Here is a 15,890-nt window from a genome sequence, read left to right on the forward strand (position 1 = left end):
CTACATAACGCTACAAAGAAATCAGGCCGTCTGAAACCCGACTTAGCGTTTCAGACGGCCTGGGTATTCGTTATCATATCCGCTTACCTCTTCAGAAAGTATGATGATGAACGCCCTAAACAAAACCCTCTTATCCGTTTCTGTCGCGCTGGGATTGAGCGCCTGCGCTTCCGTCAAAACCGCAGACACCTACGACCTAGACTTCTCCAAACAAAAATACACCGAACAAAGCATCGAAGTGAACGGTCAAGCCATCAAATTCCGCGCTTACGAAGGCGTGGTTTACGTCCGCAATCCTGTCGATACCCGTTACGAAATCATCAATATTTATGTACCCGAAGCCTATTACAACGGCGGCGAGATAGACGGTTTCAATGCCGAAACCGCACCGATTTTCCTGCCCAACCAAATCGGCGGCTATATGCCGGCCGAACCGGGCAAACCTGCTTTAGAAGGCAAACGCGGCGAGCCTGAAGATGGCCAAAAATCTCCTAATGCCGCCCTGGTTGCCCTCTCCAAAGGCTACGTCGTCGCCTCCCCTGGCGCACGCGGTCGAACAGAACCCACCGGCAAAGCACCTGCCGCCATTGTCGATTTGAAAGCCGCCGTCCGCTATCTGAAAGCCAACGACAAAGTCATGCCCGGCAACGCCGAAAAAATCATTTCCAACGGCACAAGCGCAGGCGGAGCGATGTCCGCCCTCTTAGGCGCGACTGCCGACCAAAAAGATTACGAAAACCACCTCAAAGCCTTAGGCGCGGCAGACGGCAGCGACAAAGTTTTCGCCGTATCCGCCTACTGCCCGATTACCGATTTGGACCATGCCGATATGGCTTACGAATGGCAGTTCAACGGTATCAACGACTACAAAAAAATGAACATTTCCATGCTCGACTACCGCGTCAAACGCGAGCTGGTCGCAGGTACGCTGACCGATGACGAGAAAAAACTGTCCGACCTCCTCAAACCCCTATACCCCGCATACCTCAACAGCCTGAACCTGAAATCCCCAGAAGGCAAACCCCTGACACTGGACGCCCAAGGCAACGGCAGCTTTAAAAACCATATTGCCGGTTTACTTGCCAAATCCGCACAAGCCCAACTTGATGCAGGCAAAGACCTGAGCGACCTCACTTGGCTGACCGTCCGCAAAGGCAAAGTCGTCTCCGTCGATTTCGATGCCTACGCCAAAGCCGCCGGCCGCCAAAAAACACCGCCGGCCTTTGACGGCGTAGATTTAAGCGCAGGCGAAAACCAACTCTTCGGCACCAATACCGTCGACAAACGCCACTTTACCGCGTTCTCCATGCAACACAATACCGCCGCCAACGCCGAAATCGCAGATGAAGAAACCATTAAAATCATGAACCCGCTCAACTACATCGGCAAACCAGGCGTAAACCTGCCGCAAAACTGGCGAATCCGCGTCGGCACTAACGATCGCGACACCTCACTGGCAGTCTCCGCCATCTTAGCCGCCAAACTGCAAAATAACGGCCAAACCGTCGACTACGCCCTGCCTTGGGATGTCGGCCACGGCGGCGATTATGACTTGGACGAACTGTTCGCCTGGATGAAACAAGTCAGCAGCTCTGCAAAATAAGCGTTCCAACATGGATTGAGATGAGATTTGGTATCCCATTTTAATTAAACAACCATTTTTATCATTAGTCGCAAGATACCTACTACCCACTCATTTCTAATGAAAAAAGTACAAATTTAATAGAAAATACACACCTTCAAATTTAATTGCCTTTAAAAAAACGAATGCGCTCCTTCCTTCACATCCTTAAGAAAATCGGCAAAATAGCGCTGATAATCCCTATTTTTGCCCTATTGTATTTTTTGTCTGCTTGGATGATGGCTTCATTGCCGCTTAATGAAGAGCAGCCCAAAGGAGAAATTACTTTATTTTTAGTCAGTAACGGCGTGCATACTGATGTAGTCATGCCGCTGAAGAATGATATTTTTGATTGGTCGGATGTCGTCAATCCGAAAGACACGCTCTCTGCTAATCCTCAAATAACGCATATTGGTTTAGGCTGGGGGGAACGCAATTTTTATTTATACACGCCTGAGTGGAAAGATTTGACGTTCTCCAATGCCTTAGGTGCATTAAGCGGGCTGAACCGTACGCTGATTCATGTTACTTATTATCCTTTTGAACCACGAGAAAATAGCCACGTCGTCAAATTTTTGGTCACGCCTGAGCAATACAGGAATTTAACAAAATCACTCTTGGCCGGTTTTCAACAAGAAAATGGGCAACCCATCTTGCTAAAAGGAATCCATCATCAATCTAACGATGCTTTTTACGAAGCCAAAGGGCGCTATCATTTATTCAATACTTGTAACACTTGGTTGAATGACAAATTGGTTGAAAGCGGCCTGAAAGGCGTGTATTGGACTCCTTTCTCTTCGCCCTTGCTGGAACAATACCGATAGCCTTCACGCTTCTCAATTTTTGGTTCTATGTAAAACTTCAAGCCGTCTGAACATTTTCAGACGGCCTGTATTTTGATAAAAACTCAAAGCCCTTTATTATATAAATGAAATTTTTTAATGGCATTAAATATTAATTTTTACAAAAAAACCAATTTTAAATTATATAATACAATTAAAATAAAGAAATTTTAGAATAAAATTGCTTAGATAAAAAACTAAGCCTTGTTTAATTCTGCTAAAACCTGTAACCTGTATCAAAAATAAACAAGAGAGTTCATCATGTCCCAACACCACCCTACCGACGATATTAAAATCAAAGAAGTCAAAGAGTTACTCCCTCCAATCGCACATTTGTATGAGCTGCCTGTTACGCCTCAGGTTGCCAATTTGGTTTATAAAACACGTCATGAAATTGCGGATTTGGTTCATGGCCGCGACAACCGTTTACTGGTCATTATCGGCCCATGCTCGATTCACGATACTAAGGCGGCGGTAGAATATGCGCAAAAATTGCTGCCCTTGCGCAAAAAATATGAGAAAGAGCTGCTGATTGTGATGCGCGTGTATTTTGAGAAACCGCGTACAACCGTTGGCTGGAAAGGCCTGATTAACGATCCGCACCTGGACGGTACGTTTGACATCAACTACGGCCTGCGCCAAGCGCGTCAGTTGTTGCTGACTTTGAACGAGATGGGCATGCCTGCTTCGACTGAATTCTTGGACATGATTACGCCGCAATACTATGCCGACCTGATTTCTTGGGGCGCGATTGGTGCGCGTACGACTGAAAGCCAGGTACACCGTGAATTGGCCAGCGGACTCTCCTGCCCTGTCGGTTTTAAAAACGGTACGGACGGCAATCTGAAAATCGCCATCGACGCCATCGGCGCCGCCAATCATCCGCACCACTTCCTGTCTGTAACCAAAGCCGGTCATTCCGCGATTGTCCACACCAGCGGCAACCCTGACTGCCATGCGATTTTGCGCGGCGGTAAAGAGCCTAATTACAGCGCGGAACACGTTAAAGACGCCGTTGCGCAGCTTCAAAAAGCCGGCGTGAGCAGCAAACTGATGGTGGACTGCAGCCATGCCAACAGCCGTAAAGACTTCCGCAAACAAATGGATGTGGCACGCGATGTTGCGGCGCAGCTGAAAGCCGGTGAAGAAAACATCATGGGCGTGATGGTAGAAAGCCACTTGGTTGAAGGCCGTCAGGACAAGCCAGAGGTTTACGGTCAAAGTATTACGGATGCCTGCATCGGTTGGGATACGACTGAAGAATTGCTGGCCCTGCTTGCCGAAGCGAAAGGTTACAAAGCGTAAGTGTGAAACCATTTAAAAGACCGGATATGTTCCGGTCTTTTTTGCGTCTGTCATTTTGATTTCTTTGCTCAATATCCCGAGCAATTTTTAGTCAGGTTCGACGTAAAAACAATATGTTAGAAAATATTCAGGCCGTCTAAAAACCCGATCATTCAGGTTTTCAGACGGTCTCTCCTACTTTTCTTTTCAATTAAAACGTGTGTTTAACCGTTGCAGTCACACTACGCGGCGTGCCGTAAACGTGAATATCCGGCATGGTGCGATAGCGTTTGTTAAAGACGTTTTCAAAGTCCAAACTGATGCGGGTGGATTTGCCGATTTTGTAATGACCGGTCAAATCCAGCGTTGCGTACGGACGTTGGGTCAATGCGGCTGCGGCAGCCGGATTGATGTCTGCAGGGTATTCATCTAGCGTGTGGCTGCGACTTTGCCAGTTGACGTTGGCACCCAGGTTCAAACGGTCGGTCACGTCATACGCGGTAAAGAGTTTGAACAAATGAACCGGGTAAGACGGATGCAGTTGAACACCTTCGCTGTCTTTGATTTTGGAACGTGCATAAGACGCATTCAGCAGCCATTTATCGCTCAGGCGGCCGCCGACCGAGAGTTCCACGCCTTTTGTTGTGGTGTTGTCGGCGGCACGGTAGTATTCCTCGCCATTCGCGAATTTGCCTGCGACAACGCCCAAATGGTCGCGTTTGTTCATAAAGACGGAAGCGGAAGCATTCAGACGGTCTTCAAACCATGACGCTTTCAAACCGGTCTCGTAGGTTTTGCCGCGCTGCGGTTTGAGCGCCGCGCCGTCTTTGGTCAGGTAACGCACTTGCGGACGGAAAATGGTGGTGTAGGATGCATAGGCGGTCAGATTGTCGCCTATGTCGTAGGTTACGCCCAAATAAGGAATGAAAACGTTTTGTTTGTGGCTGCTGTGTGCGAATTTGTTACGGCTGGTGCTGTAACGGTAACGCCAATCCACAAAACGGCTGCCGCCGATAAAGGCGAGTTTGTCGGTCAGTTTGAAACGGGTCGAGCCGTAAACCGACAGGTTTTTCATGCGTGAAAATCCATCGCGAAGATATGGCATATCGGGTTTGGCGATATTGCCGTTAAAGAGGCGCAAATCAGGAATCATCGACTCGCCTTCTTCATAGAAAGACAGGTTTTCTTTGTTGTCCTGATAGCTGATGCCGACATTGAACTCGTGCGAGCGGCCCAGCGCTGGATAATTGCCGTCCAAGGCCAGCGCAAAATTCTGATCGCGGTATTTGCTGCGGTCGCGGTCTGAAGTGAAAAGTGCAGAGTAATCGGGATTGATTTCAAAAGTACCGGCAATGCCTGAAACGATGTCGTTTTTACCCGAAACATGGCTGTAATCGCCTGTCAGTTTCCAGCCGTTGTCAAACTCATGGCTTAGGGAAGTGAATACTTCGGCACTGGTGTCTTTGCCGTATGCCCAGCGTGCGGACGAATTGCTGCGCGGCGAAGACTCAAACGGTATGAATCCAGTACGGCGCGAACCTGCTGCGGTCAGATAGCTGAAACGCGAGCTGCCGTTGTTGCGGAAACGGTGTATTTCCGTACCGAGGCGCCATTGGGTTTGCGGCGTGAGATCGTAAGACAAAGTGCCGTAGAAAGTGTGATTGTGGCGCGATGTGTTCGGCAGATAATCGCCTCCATGGTCGCTGACCAAAATAGCTCGGCCGCGCAAGGTATTGTCTGCATTCAAAGGCTGATTGGCATCAAGGACGAAGCGGTAGTGGTTCCACGAACCGACACCGGCTTCTACGCTGACGGCAGGTTTGGCAGTCGGTTTTTTGCGTTCCAAAGCGACCGTACCGCCCGGTTCGCCCATACCGCCGTTGGACAAACCGCTTGCGCCGCGCACGACGACGACTTGGTCATACAATGCGCTGTCCAGATTGTTGGTGCCGCGGCGGATGGCTTTGTAGTCGTAAAGGAATTTGGGCGCGCCGTCCACGGAAATACTGTCAACGGCCTGACTGCGTGAAATAAACTCGCTGTGGCCGGATACGTTGTTGCCCATTTTGCTGTGGAACACGCCCGGTGTTTGTTTCAATACGTCCTGCAGGCTGTCCAAGCCTTGGTCTTCGATTTGTTTTGCCGTTACGACAGACAGGGACTGCGGCGTTTCGCGCTGGGTCAGGCGGATGCCTATCGCGGCGGAGGAAGCGGGAATGGTGTAGTTGGAAGTAGTCTGTTTACCGACTCCTTGGACGGTAACTGTCGGTAAATCGACACGTTCTTGCGGCTGGGTATTTTCTACTTCGGTCGCGAAAGAATACGCCGAACACAGCGCCAGACTGACGGCAAAGCTTAATTTGCCATAGGGAAATACAGGTAGTGACATAGCCTCTCCAATTAGCTTATCTTTACAATTTGGTCGCAGATTCTATCAAAAAGATGTAGCCCGATGGAACTATGTTTTAATCATTATTTTCTAAGTATTTTGTTTAATTCAAAATATTTATTTTCTATCTAGTCCCAATTAACTAAAAAGGCCATCTGAAACCCATATCATCAGGTTTTCAGACGGCCTTAATCTTTTTATGATAAGGCAATCAGTCTGCCAATTTTCTTGCCAATTCTGCCAAACGTTTACCTTGCGCAAAGGCAATATCGTTTTCTTCGGCAGTCAATGCCGGCTTGCTGTCGTGGCCGGAAACATGGCTTGCGCCGTAAGGCGTGCCGCCGCTTTGGGTATTGCTGAGCGCGGACTCGGTATAGGGAATGCCGCTGATGACCATGCCGTGGTGCAGCAGGGGCAGCATCATGGTCAGCAAGGTGCTTTCTTGGCCACCGTGCAGAGAAGATGTGCTGGTGAATACGGTGGCAGGTTTGCCGACGAGTTCTGCGCCGAGCCAAAGGGGAATGGTGCCGTCGATAAAGTATTTCATCGCGGCGGCCATATTGCCGAAACGTGTCGGGCTGCCGAGCGCGAGGCCGGCGCAGTTTTTGAGGTCGTCGGCAGTCGCGTATGGCGCGCCTTCGTCTGGAATGGCTTTTTCAACGGCTTCGCAAACGGTGGAAACTTTGGGAACGGTACGCAACACGGCTTCGCAACCGTCCACGCTTTCGATACCGCGTGCGATTTGGCGGGCAAGGTTGCGCGTGCTGCCGTTTTGGGAATAAAAGAGAACGAGGATTTTCAGAGGATTTGGGTTCATTTGGGGTTTCCGTTACAATGCTGTCAGGTTTCAGACGGCCTTTTAAATACTCGGGCCGTCTGAAAAGAAGAAATTTCAATTTAAAAGTGGGAAAAGGTTATGCCGTTTTCGCAATGGTGGCAAGGTTTTTTAAAGAGTAAAGGCGTGGCGTTTGCTTGGTTTGTCGTGCGCCGTTTTGATGAGGAGCGTGTGCCGCAGGTGGCGGCAAGCATGACGTTTACGACGCTTTTGGCTTTGGTGCCCGTTTTGACGGTGATGGTCGTCATCGCTTCGGCCTTCCCCGTTTTCGACCAATGGTCGGGGGAATTTGTCTCTTTTATCAACCGCACCATTGTGCCGCAGGGTGCGGACATGGTGTTTGACTACATCAATGCGTTCCGCGATAAGGCCACCAAGCTGACGGCCATCGGTAGTGTGATGTTGGTCGTAACCTCGCTGATGCTGATTCGGACGATAGACAATGCGTTCAACCGGATTTGGCGCGTCAATTCGCAACGGCCCTGGATGATGCAGTTTTTGGTGTATTGGGCGTTGCTGACGTTTGGTCCTTTGTCTTTGGGCGTAGGCCTGTCGGTTGTAATCGGCCAGGTGCAAGTAGTGGGCGGATCAGAATGGCTGAGGGTTATCACTACGGTTTCATTTATTACGGTGCTGCTGTGGGGTTTGTACCGCTTTGTGCCCAACCGTTTCGTGCCTGCCAGCCATGCTTTGGTCGGCGCGGCCGTAACGGCGTTTTGCTTGGAAACGGCACGCTTTTTATTCGCTTGGTACATGGGCAACTTTGACGGCTACAAATCGATTTACGGCGCATTTGCAGCGGTACCGTTTTTCCTGTTGTGGCTCAACCTATTATGGACGTTGGTATTGGGCGGCGCAGTTTTGACCTCGTCCCTGTCCTATTGGCGCGGCGAAGCTTTCCGCCGCAGTCTGGATGCGCGCGGCCGCTTTGACGATGTATTGAAAATCCTGCTGCTGCTCGATTCTGCTCAACAAAACGGTAAGGCATTGCCGGTGCAGGAGTTCAGACGGCATATCAATATGGGTTTCGACGAATTGGGCGAGCTTTTGGAAAAACTGGCGCGACACGGCTATGTCTATTCCGGCCGTCAGGGCTGGGTCTTGAAAATGGGGGCGGAGTCCATCGACTTGGCAGAGCTGTTCAAACTCTTCGTCTACCGTCCGCAAACGCTTAATAAAGATAAGGTCAATCAAACGGTTGACCACATTATGCAGCCCTGCTTGGAAACCTTGAACATGACGCTTGCCGAGTTCGGCGCCCATACGAAAAAACAATCCTCTTAAACCTGACGCCGTCTGAAACCAAAAATATCAAGTTTCAGACGGCCTTTGCTATAATCGGCACACTACTGAATACTACATTCGACCTACAAGGAAAAATAGATGAAAACACCAGCCCTACTCTCTCTGCTTGGTTTGATTCCATCTGCCGCCTTTGCCGCCCACGGCGTAGGCCTTGGCCAACCACCCAAATATCCGGCCAACTTCACCGCTTTTGAATACGTCAATCCCAACGCCCCAAAAGGCGGCTCATTTACCACGCCTTTCCTCGGTGCTTTTGACACGCTCAACCCCTTTACCCTCAAAGGCAACCACGAATACGGCATCAGTATGCTGACGCTCGACACCCTGACCGAGCAAAGCATGGACGAACCTTACGCCGTTTACGGCCTGATTGCCGAAGACATCGCCCTGGCGCCGGACGGTCTTTCCGTTACCTTCAAAATCAACCCCAAAGCCAAATTCCACAACGGCGATCCCGTTTTGGCCAAAGACGTTGCCGCTTCATTTAACATCCTGACCAAAGACAAAGCCGCCGCCCCCATGTACCACTTCTACTGGAGCGACGTGGCCAAAGTGGAAACGCCCAACGATCGCACCGTCGTGTTCCGTTTCAAGCAGCGCAACTCAGAATTGCACATGATTCTCGGCAGCCTGCCCGTCTTCTCGCATAAAAGCTATCCCAAAGGCTTGGCCGCCGCGCCCAACAGCCTGCCCATCGGCTCCGGCCCCTACCGTTTTGCCAAAGCCGAAAACGGCCGCATCAGCGAGTTTGTCCGCGACAAAAACTACTGGGCGCAAAACCTGCCCGTGCGCAAAGGCCGCTACAACTACGACCACATCCGCATCAAATACGTCAAAGACGAAGTTGTCCGCATCGAAGGACTGAAAGGCGGCCAATATGACTTCGTACAAGAAAACGTCGCCCGCAACTGGGCGCGCGCCTACTCCGACGAAGTCCTCAAAAAACGCAATCTGTCCAAACACGAATGGGTACAAAACAGCACAGCCGGCATGCAAGGCTTCGTCATCAATATGCGCCACAAGCCCTTGGACAATATTTACGTCCGCCGCGCCTTGATTGAAAGCTTCGACTACGAAAGCGTCAACAGCCGCATCTTCTACGGCGCATACCGCCGCACCGACAGCTTCTTCACCAACAGCACCATGGCCGCAACCGGCAAGCCTGACAGCGCGGAAACCGCCTTGCTCAAATCATTGGGCACCAAGCTGCCCGACGGCGTATTGGATCAAGACGTCCCTATGCCGCCGGTTACCGACCCCAAACTAGGCGTGCGCCCAAACCTGCTCAAAGCACGCGCCCTGCTTGAAAAAGGCGGCTATCAATACAAAAACGGCAAAGCAGTCGACAAACAAGGCAAACCGCTGACCTTTGAATTCCTCGCTCCAAGCAAAAACTACGAACGCATTACCGCCAAATGGCAGCGCGACCTTGCCAAAATCGGCATTACCATGAACGTGCGCACCGCCGATTCCGCCGTGTACCAAAAACGCATGAACGACTTCGATTTTGACGTAACCACCGGCTACTACGGCAACAGCGAAAGTCCCGGCAACGAGCAATACGACTACTTCAGCTGCGCCGCCGCCAAAACCGAAGGCAGCCGCAATCTATCTGGCGTCTGTCATCCTGCGGTCGAAAAACTGCTGACCCATTTCAACAGCTTTACCAACCGCCAAGAGCTGCAAACCACCTCGCGCGCACTCGACCGACTGATACGCCACCAATACACCATCGTTCCAAACTGGTTCGCCGACCGCTATCGCGTCGTGTACCGTAACGATGTCGGCATTCCGTCCAAGCTGCCGAAATACTACGACCCCATCACCTTCGCCATGACCGCAGGCTGGAAGAAAAAGTAGTCGCATTTCGACAACACGTCCAAGCGGCTGGCAAACCCTTAGCGTGTATCACTCAGCATAGAATCATAAAACCTAGTTGTTTGTTTAAAAACAATCAATCGGCTGATTCCAAACAAACATAAAAGAAAAAATAACTTAAAGCCAAATCAAAGGCCGTCTGAAACATCCGTCAGCAAAATCATCTGCAACGGAACATTTCAGACGGCCTTTTCGTCTCTTTCCAATCCATTTTCGCAACCGAAGCAAAATATCGAAAATGAACAAAAAAATTGCAAAACAATGCCCTCAAATTTTACAAAACCGTGTACACTTCAAGGTAAGAGTTTGAATTATAAGGTTAATCTTAATAAAAACTACAATCATCCAAATTTAACCTAAATCAAGCGTTCATATAACAGACAAAAGGAACAATAATATGGAAATCAAGCGTCTCTCTACCATTCTCAAACTGATTGCCAATCCCGAACGTATGGCCATTCTTTTTCTGCTGCTTGACGGCGACCGCAGCATTACCGAACTGGCACAGGCACTCGACTCTTCCCCGACCGGCATCGCCAACCACCTCGCACGCCTGCGCACCGAAGGCATCATCGATTTCACGCGCTACCACCGCATCATCGAATACCGCCTCATCTCCGAAGAAGCCACCACCATCCTCAATACCCTGCGCACGCTCAAAGACCAAGCCGAATAAACAAATTATTTCACATCACAACATCAAGGCCGTCTGAAACATCAGCTTTCAGACGGCCTGCCACTTTCAGCCCATATCGAAAAATAAACCAATCCGCTACAATACCGCCCATGCCCACAGGCGCAATCCACCGCCTTCCCACCCAACAGCACACACGGAAACATCATGAAAATCGCCACTTGGAACGTCAATTCCCTCAACGTCCGCCTGCCCCAAGTACAAAACTGGCTGGCCGACCACCAAGCCGACATACTCGCCTTACAAGAACTCAAACTCGACCAAGACAAATTCCCTACTGCCGCCCTGCAAATGATGGGCTGGCACTGCGTCTGGAGCGGCCAAAAAACCTACAACGGCGTCGCCATCATCAGCCGCCACGAGCCGCAAGACGTACATTGCGGCCTACCCGCCCTCCCCGATGACCCGCAACGTCGCGTCATCGCCGCCACCATCAACGGCGTACGCGTCATCAACGTCTATTGCGTCAACGGCGAAGCACTGGACAGTCCAAAATTCCAATACAAAGAACAATGGTTTGCCGCATTGACCGAGTTCGTCCGCGCAGAAATGGCCGCACACCCCAAACTCGTCCTGCTCGGCGACTTCAACATCGCCCCGGCCGATGCCGACTGCTACGACCCCGAAAAATGGCACGAAAAAATCCATTGCTCCTCCATCGAAAGACAATGGTTTAAAAACCTGCTCGACCTCGGCCTGACCGACAGCCTGCGCAAAATCCACCCCGAAGGCGCGTTCTACACATGGTTCGACTACCGTGGCGCCATGTTCCAACGCAAACTCGGCCTGCGCATCGACCACATCCTCACCAGCCCCGAACTCGCCGCCACCCTTACCGACGTCACCGTTGACCTAGAAACCCGCGCCCAAGAACGCCCCAGCGATCACGCACCGGTAATCGCCGAGTTTGACTGTTAGGTTTTGAAGCAATATAAACAATAAGGCCGTCTGAAAACGTTAAATCGGTTTCAGACGACCTTTTTATTATATGGTAATTGAGCAAAATGTAGGTTGGGTTGCAAACCCAACATTTTGTGAAATTTAACAGTTTTGTTGGGTCTTGACCCAGCCTACGCTTGCTTGCCGTACTATTTGTACTGTCTGCGGCTTCGTCGCCTTGTCCTGATTTAAATTTAATCCACTATACGCCAGTTAGAGTGTATCTTCGCCCTCGCTTTCCACGCAACGAATGATCCAGTCTTCAAATCGCCGCCATTCGGCTTCTTCGGCATAGGTGGCGGGGTTAGCGGCATCGTGGATAAAAATATCGAAGTTGGGTTCGGCACGGGATAGGTCAAAGCCGAACCAATCTCCCATGCTGTGATGCGCTCCGATGATAAAGATTTCGCCTATGTCGGGGTGTTCGTCAGGCGGTAGGTCGTTAAGTTCTTCGCGCAATAGTTGTTGGTAATAGAGATTTTGTTCTTGCAGTTGGACGAGATTGTAGATTTCTATTTTTGGCGTTTGCGATACGGTTTGATCTATCACACTGGTGTACCACGAATAGAAAAAATCCCCCGCGCCGCATCGCTGTAAAAATAAATAATAGCTTTCAGGCAGCTTGTTTTGCGTATATTCGCGTATCGCCTGCAATTCATCGGTTGAAAGGGGATGTGCATTGAAATTTAGGTGATTTGCGTGAGATGCTTGGTTGTTTGTCAGCCAGTATTGAAGTTGTTGCAGGGCTTGCGGATAGGTCATGATGGGAGGGGGCTTTTTAAAATGGATTTTGTTGGGTATTGAACCAACAGGAAGAAACCAGTCTTTGAGCGATTATATTTGTTGTTTGGAATGAAACAAAGGTCGTCTGAAAACGTTAAATCGGTTTCAGACGACCTTTTTATTATATGGTAATTGAGCAAAATGTAGGTTGGGTTGCAAACCCAACATTTTGTGAAATTTAACAGTTTTGTTGGGTCTTGACCCAACCTACGCTTGCTACGCTTATTGGATTGTAATTACTCCCATAACTTTGCTCGTATTGCAGATTCTGTAGAGGAGTCAGGAAGTCGAGAGCTGTATGTAATTTCAACATGCAGATTTTTTTCCAGCTTCGCTAATAGTTGATCGTTAGTACAGTTAAAATTTTCAGTTAAATTACTTTTAACGTAAACTAACCCTATGCCATTATTACTTGTTAAAGGCAATCCAACTTTAGGATTTGAGTATGCAAAACAATTAATCTCTTCTTCGGTCATGCCAACTGATTTCAAAATCTCTCCCCATTTCTTAAGTGTCAAATTTTGATTTACTTCATCATTAATCTTTATAGATTTTATTATTGCGACCCCAGCCCCTGAATTTTTTACATAAATTCCAAATGATTTTGTAGCATTATCACTCGTTGTATTTATTACTACATATGGGCTTTGCCCAATAATATCTGCATTTGTAGATTGTCGAGTCATGTATGATTGATATCCTCCAACTGCAATCGCAGAAATTATACCCAAAACCTCCAAAAATTTGAGAATCTTATCCATAATCCAAACCTATAATTAAATTATTTAAACTATAACATTATACAAAGATATAAAGAAATTATTGAATAATTACATAGTTTAATACTTAGATTTTATTAAGAAAACAACAAATTCTCTTTAATCCCCCGAATCCTATCCCTTAACACAGCCGCCTCTTCAAACTGCAAATCCCTAGCCGCCTGTTGCATGGCTTTTTCCAGTTTGGCAATTTCTTTAATCGCGTCTTCTTCGTTGTGAATCTCGCCGACTTTGACCTTGTTTTTGCCTTTCAGACGGCCTTTGCCACCGTCTTCTTCGTGGTACACGCCGTCGATGATGTCTTTGACTTGTTTTTTAATCTGCTGTGGTACGATGCCGTGTTCTTCGTTGAACTTGATTTGTTTTTCGCGGCGGCGTTCGGTTTCGTCGATGGCGGCTTTCATGGAGTCGGTGATTTTGTCGGCGTACAGGATGGCAACGCCGTTCACGTTACGCGCGGCGCGGCCTATGGTTTGAATCAGGCTGCGGTGGGAGCGTAGGAAGCCTTCTTTGTCGGCGTCGAGTATGGCGACTAGGGAGACTTCGGGGATGTCGAGACCTTCGCGCAAGAGGTTGATGCCGACCAGTACGTCAAACAGGCCAAGTCGTAAATCTCTAATGATTTCAACGCGCTCTACGGTGTCGATGTCGCTGTGCAGGTAGCGCACTTTGATACCGAGTTCGCTGTAATAGTCGGTGAGTTGCTCCGCCATGCGTTTGGTGAGGGTGGTAACGAGAACGCGTTCGCCTTTTTGGATGCGGTCGTTGATTTCGCTCATCAAGTCATCGACTTGAGTGGCGACGGGGCGGATGATGATTTTGGGGTCGACCAGCCCTGTGGGGCGGACGACTTGTTCGACCACTTGTCCGGCGTGTTCTTCTTCGTATTTGGCGGGGGTGGCGGAGACAAAGATGGTTTGCGGCATAACTTTTTCAAATTCGTGGAATTTGAGCGGGCGGTTGTCGCGAGCGGAAGGCAGGCGGAAGCCGTAATCCACGAGGTTTTGTTTGCGCGATGCGTCGCCTTTGTACATGCCGCCGATTTGGGTTACGGTAACGTGGCTTTCGTCGATGAACATGATGGCGTTGTCGGGCAGGTAGTCCATCAGCGTGGGCGGCGGTTCGCCTTCTTTTTTGCCGGAGAAATGGCGGGAGTAGTTTTCGATGCCTTTGCAGAAGCCCATTTCGTAGAGCATTTCGAGGTCGAAGCGGGTGCGTTGTTCGATGCGTTGTTGTTCGACGGGACGTTGTTCGCGGGCGAAAAATTCGATGCGTTCGCGCAGTTCTTCTTTGATGGACTCGCAGGCGCGCAAGACGGTGTCGCGCGGGGTAACGTAGTGGCTGGATGGGAAGACGGTGTAGCGGCCGACGCGCTGGATAAGGCTGCCTGAAAGCGGGTCGAACATATCGAGGCGGTCGATTTCGTCGTCAAACAAGCTGATGCGCAGGGCATTTTCGGAGCTTTCGGCGGGGTACACGTCAATCACATCGCCGCGCACGCGGAAGCTGCCGCGTTTGAAGTCCAAATCGCCGCGTTCGTACTGCATGGAAACGAGGGTAGCGATGATGTCGCGCTGCTCGATGGTATCGCCTTCTTTGACGGACAACACCATTTGTTGATACTCGGTCGGGTCGCCGATACCGTAAATGGCGGACACGGTGGCGACGATAATCACGTCGTCGCGCGTCATCAGGTTTTTGGTGGCGGAAAGGCGCATTTGTTCGATGTGTTCGTTGATCGCGCTGTCTTTTTCGATGAACAAGTCGCGACTGGGCACATAGGCTTCGGGCTGGTAATAGTCGTAGTAGGAGACAAAATATTCCACCGCATTTTCGGGGAAAAACTCGCGCATTTCGGCATAAAGCTGGGCGGCAAGGGTTTTGTTGTGCGCCATGATGATAGCGGGGCGGCCGCTTTGCGCGATGACGTTCGCCATGGTGTAGGTTTTGCCCGAACCGGTTACGCCGAGCAGGGTTTGGTAGGCAAGGCCGTCTGAAAGCCCTTCGAGCAGGCCGGCAATGGCAGTGGGCTGGTCGCCGGCAGGTGGGAAGGGCTGGTGGAGTTTAAACGGAGAATTGGGGTATTGGATGACTTCCATAAGACGGCCTGTTTTATGTTCAGGAAAAGAGAAGATTATAACAAAGGGCCGTCTGAAAATTGATAGTGTGCCAATCTGATAAGACTAAATATTTCTTCTCCTTCCTTAGCTAACTGAGGTTGGTTGTGTTAGCTGGACAATTAAACTACCCTCTCCCAGGACGTGCCTGTGTACGTCCTTTTTACTCTCTTATCTCCTTTCCACCCTATTGTCACCCCATAAAAGGCTTACACTCCGCATCATTGCCCCTAAATATCTCCTCACCGTCCGTACAGCTGCCCTTCCCCTTCATCTTCCCGCACACCACCGCCGTCAGCGACTCGTTCAAGCGTAATACCCTAGGCTCCGCCTCCCTGTCCAGTGCCACCGCCTTCAAAGTAAACTTACCCTCCAGGATGCCCTTAGCCTGGCCGCTCATCCTGATACAGAAACCGCCCGCCTC

General features: G+C 49.9%; 12 protein-coding genes and 1 pseudogene. 7 read left to right on the forward strand and 6 right to left on the reverse strand.

Annotated features, from left to right (window positions below; translation table 11 throughout):
* The first annotated feature begins 106 nt into the window (after positions 1–106).
* From HMPREF2560_RS01845 to aroG, 3 genes are all read left to right on the forward strand, one after another.
* Positions 107–1,603, forward strand: coding sequence for a subtype B tannase (locus HMPREF2560_RS01845; RefSeq protein ID WP_210385464.1), 1,497 nt, complete (start codon positions 107–109; stop codon positions 1,601–1,603).
* A gap of 164 nt (positions 1,604–1,767) precedes the next feature.
* Positions 1,768–2,445 (forward strand): TIGR02117 family protein, encoded by a 678-nt coding sequence (locus HMPREF2560_RS01850; protein WP_070607337.1) that lies wholly within the window; start codon positions 1,768–1,770, stop codon positions 2,443–2,445.
* 279 nt (positions 2,446–2,724) lie between these two features.
* On the forward strand, positions 2,725–3,768 hold the full coding sequence (aroG, locus tag HMPREF2560_RS01855; RefSeq protein WP_070607340.1) for a 3-deoxy-7-phosphoheptulonate synthase AroG: 1,044 nt from the start codon (positions 2,725–2,727) through the stop codon (positions 3,766–3,768).
* Between the two features lie 190 nt (positions 3,769–3,958).
* Here the strand turns inward: aroG and HMPREF2560_RS01860 are convergent, their stop codons facing one another.
* Positions 3,959–6,136 (reverse strand): TonB-dependent siderophore receptor, encoded by a 2,178-nt coding sequence (locus HMPREF2560_RS01860; RefSeq protein WP_070607343.1) that lies wholly within the window; start codon positions 6,134–6,136, stop codon positions 3,959–3,961.
* A gap of 211 nt (positions 6,137–6,347) precedes the next feature.
* The gene (gene wrbA / locus HMPREF2560_RS01865; protein WP_004520937.1) at positions 6,348–6,953 is read right to left on the reverse strand and encodes an NAD(P)H:quinone oxidoreductase; all 606 of its coding nucleotides are present in this window, start codon (positions 6,951–6,953) and stop codon (positions 6,348–6,350) included.
* A 99-nt stretch (positions 6,954–7,052) separates the two neighbouring features.
* On the opposite strand from wrbA, the gene HMPREF2560_RS01870 reads away from it, so the two are divergent.
* The 4 genes from HMPREF2560_RS01870 to xth all read left to right on the forward strand — a co-directional run bounded on the left by HMPREF2560_RS01870 (position 7,053) and on the right by xth (position 11,766).
* Positions 7,053–8,255: a YihY family inner membrane protein gene (locus HMPREF2560_RS01870; protein ID WP_070607346.1), complete on the forward strand. Its 1,203-nt coding sequence runs from the start codon at positions 7,053–7,055 to the stop codon at positions 8,253–8,255.
* 99 nt (positions 8,256–8,354) lie between these two features.
* A complete protein-coding gene (locus HMPREF2560_RS01875) occupies positions 8,355–10,136 on the forward strand; it encodes an extracellular solute-binding protein (RefSeq protein ID WP_070607349.1) in 1,782 nt (593 codons plus the stop codon).
* 415 nt (positions 10,137–10,551) lie between these two features.
* Positions 10,552–10,830, forward strand: coding sequence for an ArsR/SmtB family transcription factor (locus HMPREF2560_RS01880; RefSeq protein WP_003683896.1), 279 nt, complete (start codon positions 10,552–10,554; stop codon positions 10,828–10,830).
* A gap of 165 nt (positions 10,831–10,995) precedes the next feature.
* Positions 10,996–11,766 (forward strand): exodeoxyribonuclease III, encoded by a 771-nt coding sequence (xth, locus tag HMPREF2560_RS01890; RefSeq protein ID WP_070607352.1) that lies wholly within the window; start codon positions 10,996–10,998, stop codon positions 11,764–11,766.
* 234 nt (positions 11,767–12,000) lie between these two features.
* Here xth and HMPREF2560_RS01895 read toward each other — a convergent pair whose 3' ends face one another.
* The 4 genes and pseudogenes from HMPREF2560_RS01895 to HMPREF2560_RS11310 form a co-directional block, all read right to left on the reverse strand.
* Positions 12,001–12,549: an SMI1/KNR4 family protein gene (locus HMPREF2560_RS01895; protein WP_070607355.1), complete on the reverse strand. Its 549-nt coding sequence runs from the start codon at positions 12,547–12,549 to the stop codon at positions 12,001–12,003.
* A 257-nt stretch (positions 12,550–12,806) separates the two neighbouring features.
* The gene (locus HMPREF2560_RS01900) at positions 12,807–13,331 is read right to left on the reverse strand and encodes a hypothetical protein (RefSeq protein WP_070607359.1); all 525 of its coding nucleotides are present in this window, start codon (positions 13,329–13,331) and stop codon (positions 12,807–12,809) included.
* Between the two features lie 95 nt (positions 13,332–13,426).
* Positions 13,427–15,448, reverse strand: a complete 2,022-nt coding sequence (gene uvrB / locus HMPREF2560_RS01905; protein ID WP_070607362.1) for an excinuclease ABC subunit UvrB — start codon at positions 15,446–15,448, stop codon at positions 13,427–13,429.
* 211 nt (positions 15,449–15,659) lie between these two features.
* Positions 15,660–15,890: pseudogene (locus HMPREF2560_RS11310) on the reverse strand (type IV pilin protein); the annotation flags it as partial.

Source organism: Neisseria sp. HMSC078H04 (assembly GCF_001838135.1).
GTDB lineage: Bacteria > Pseudomonadota > Gammaproteobacteria > Burkholderiales > Neisseriaceae > Neisseria.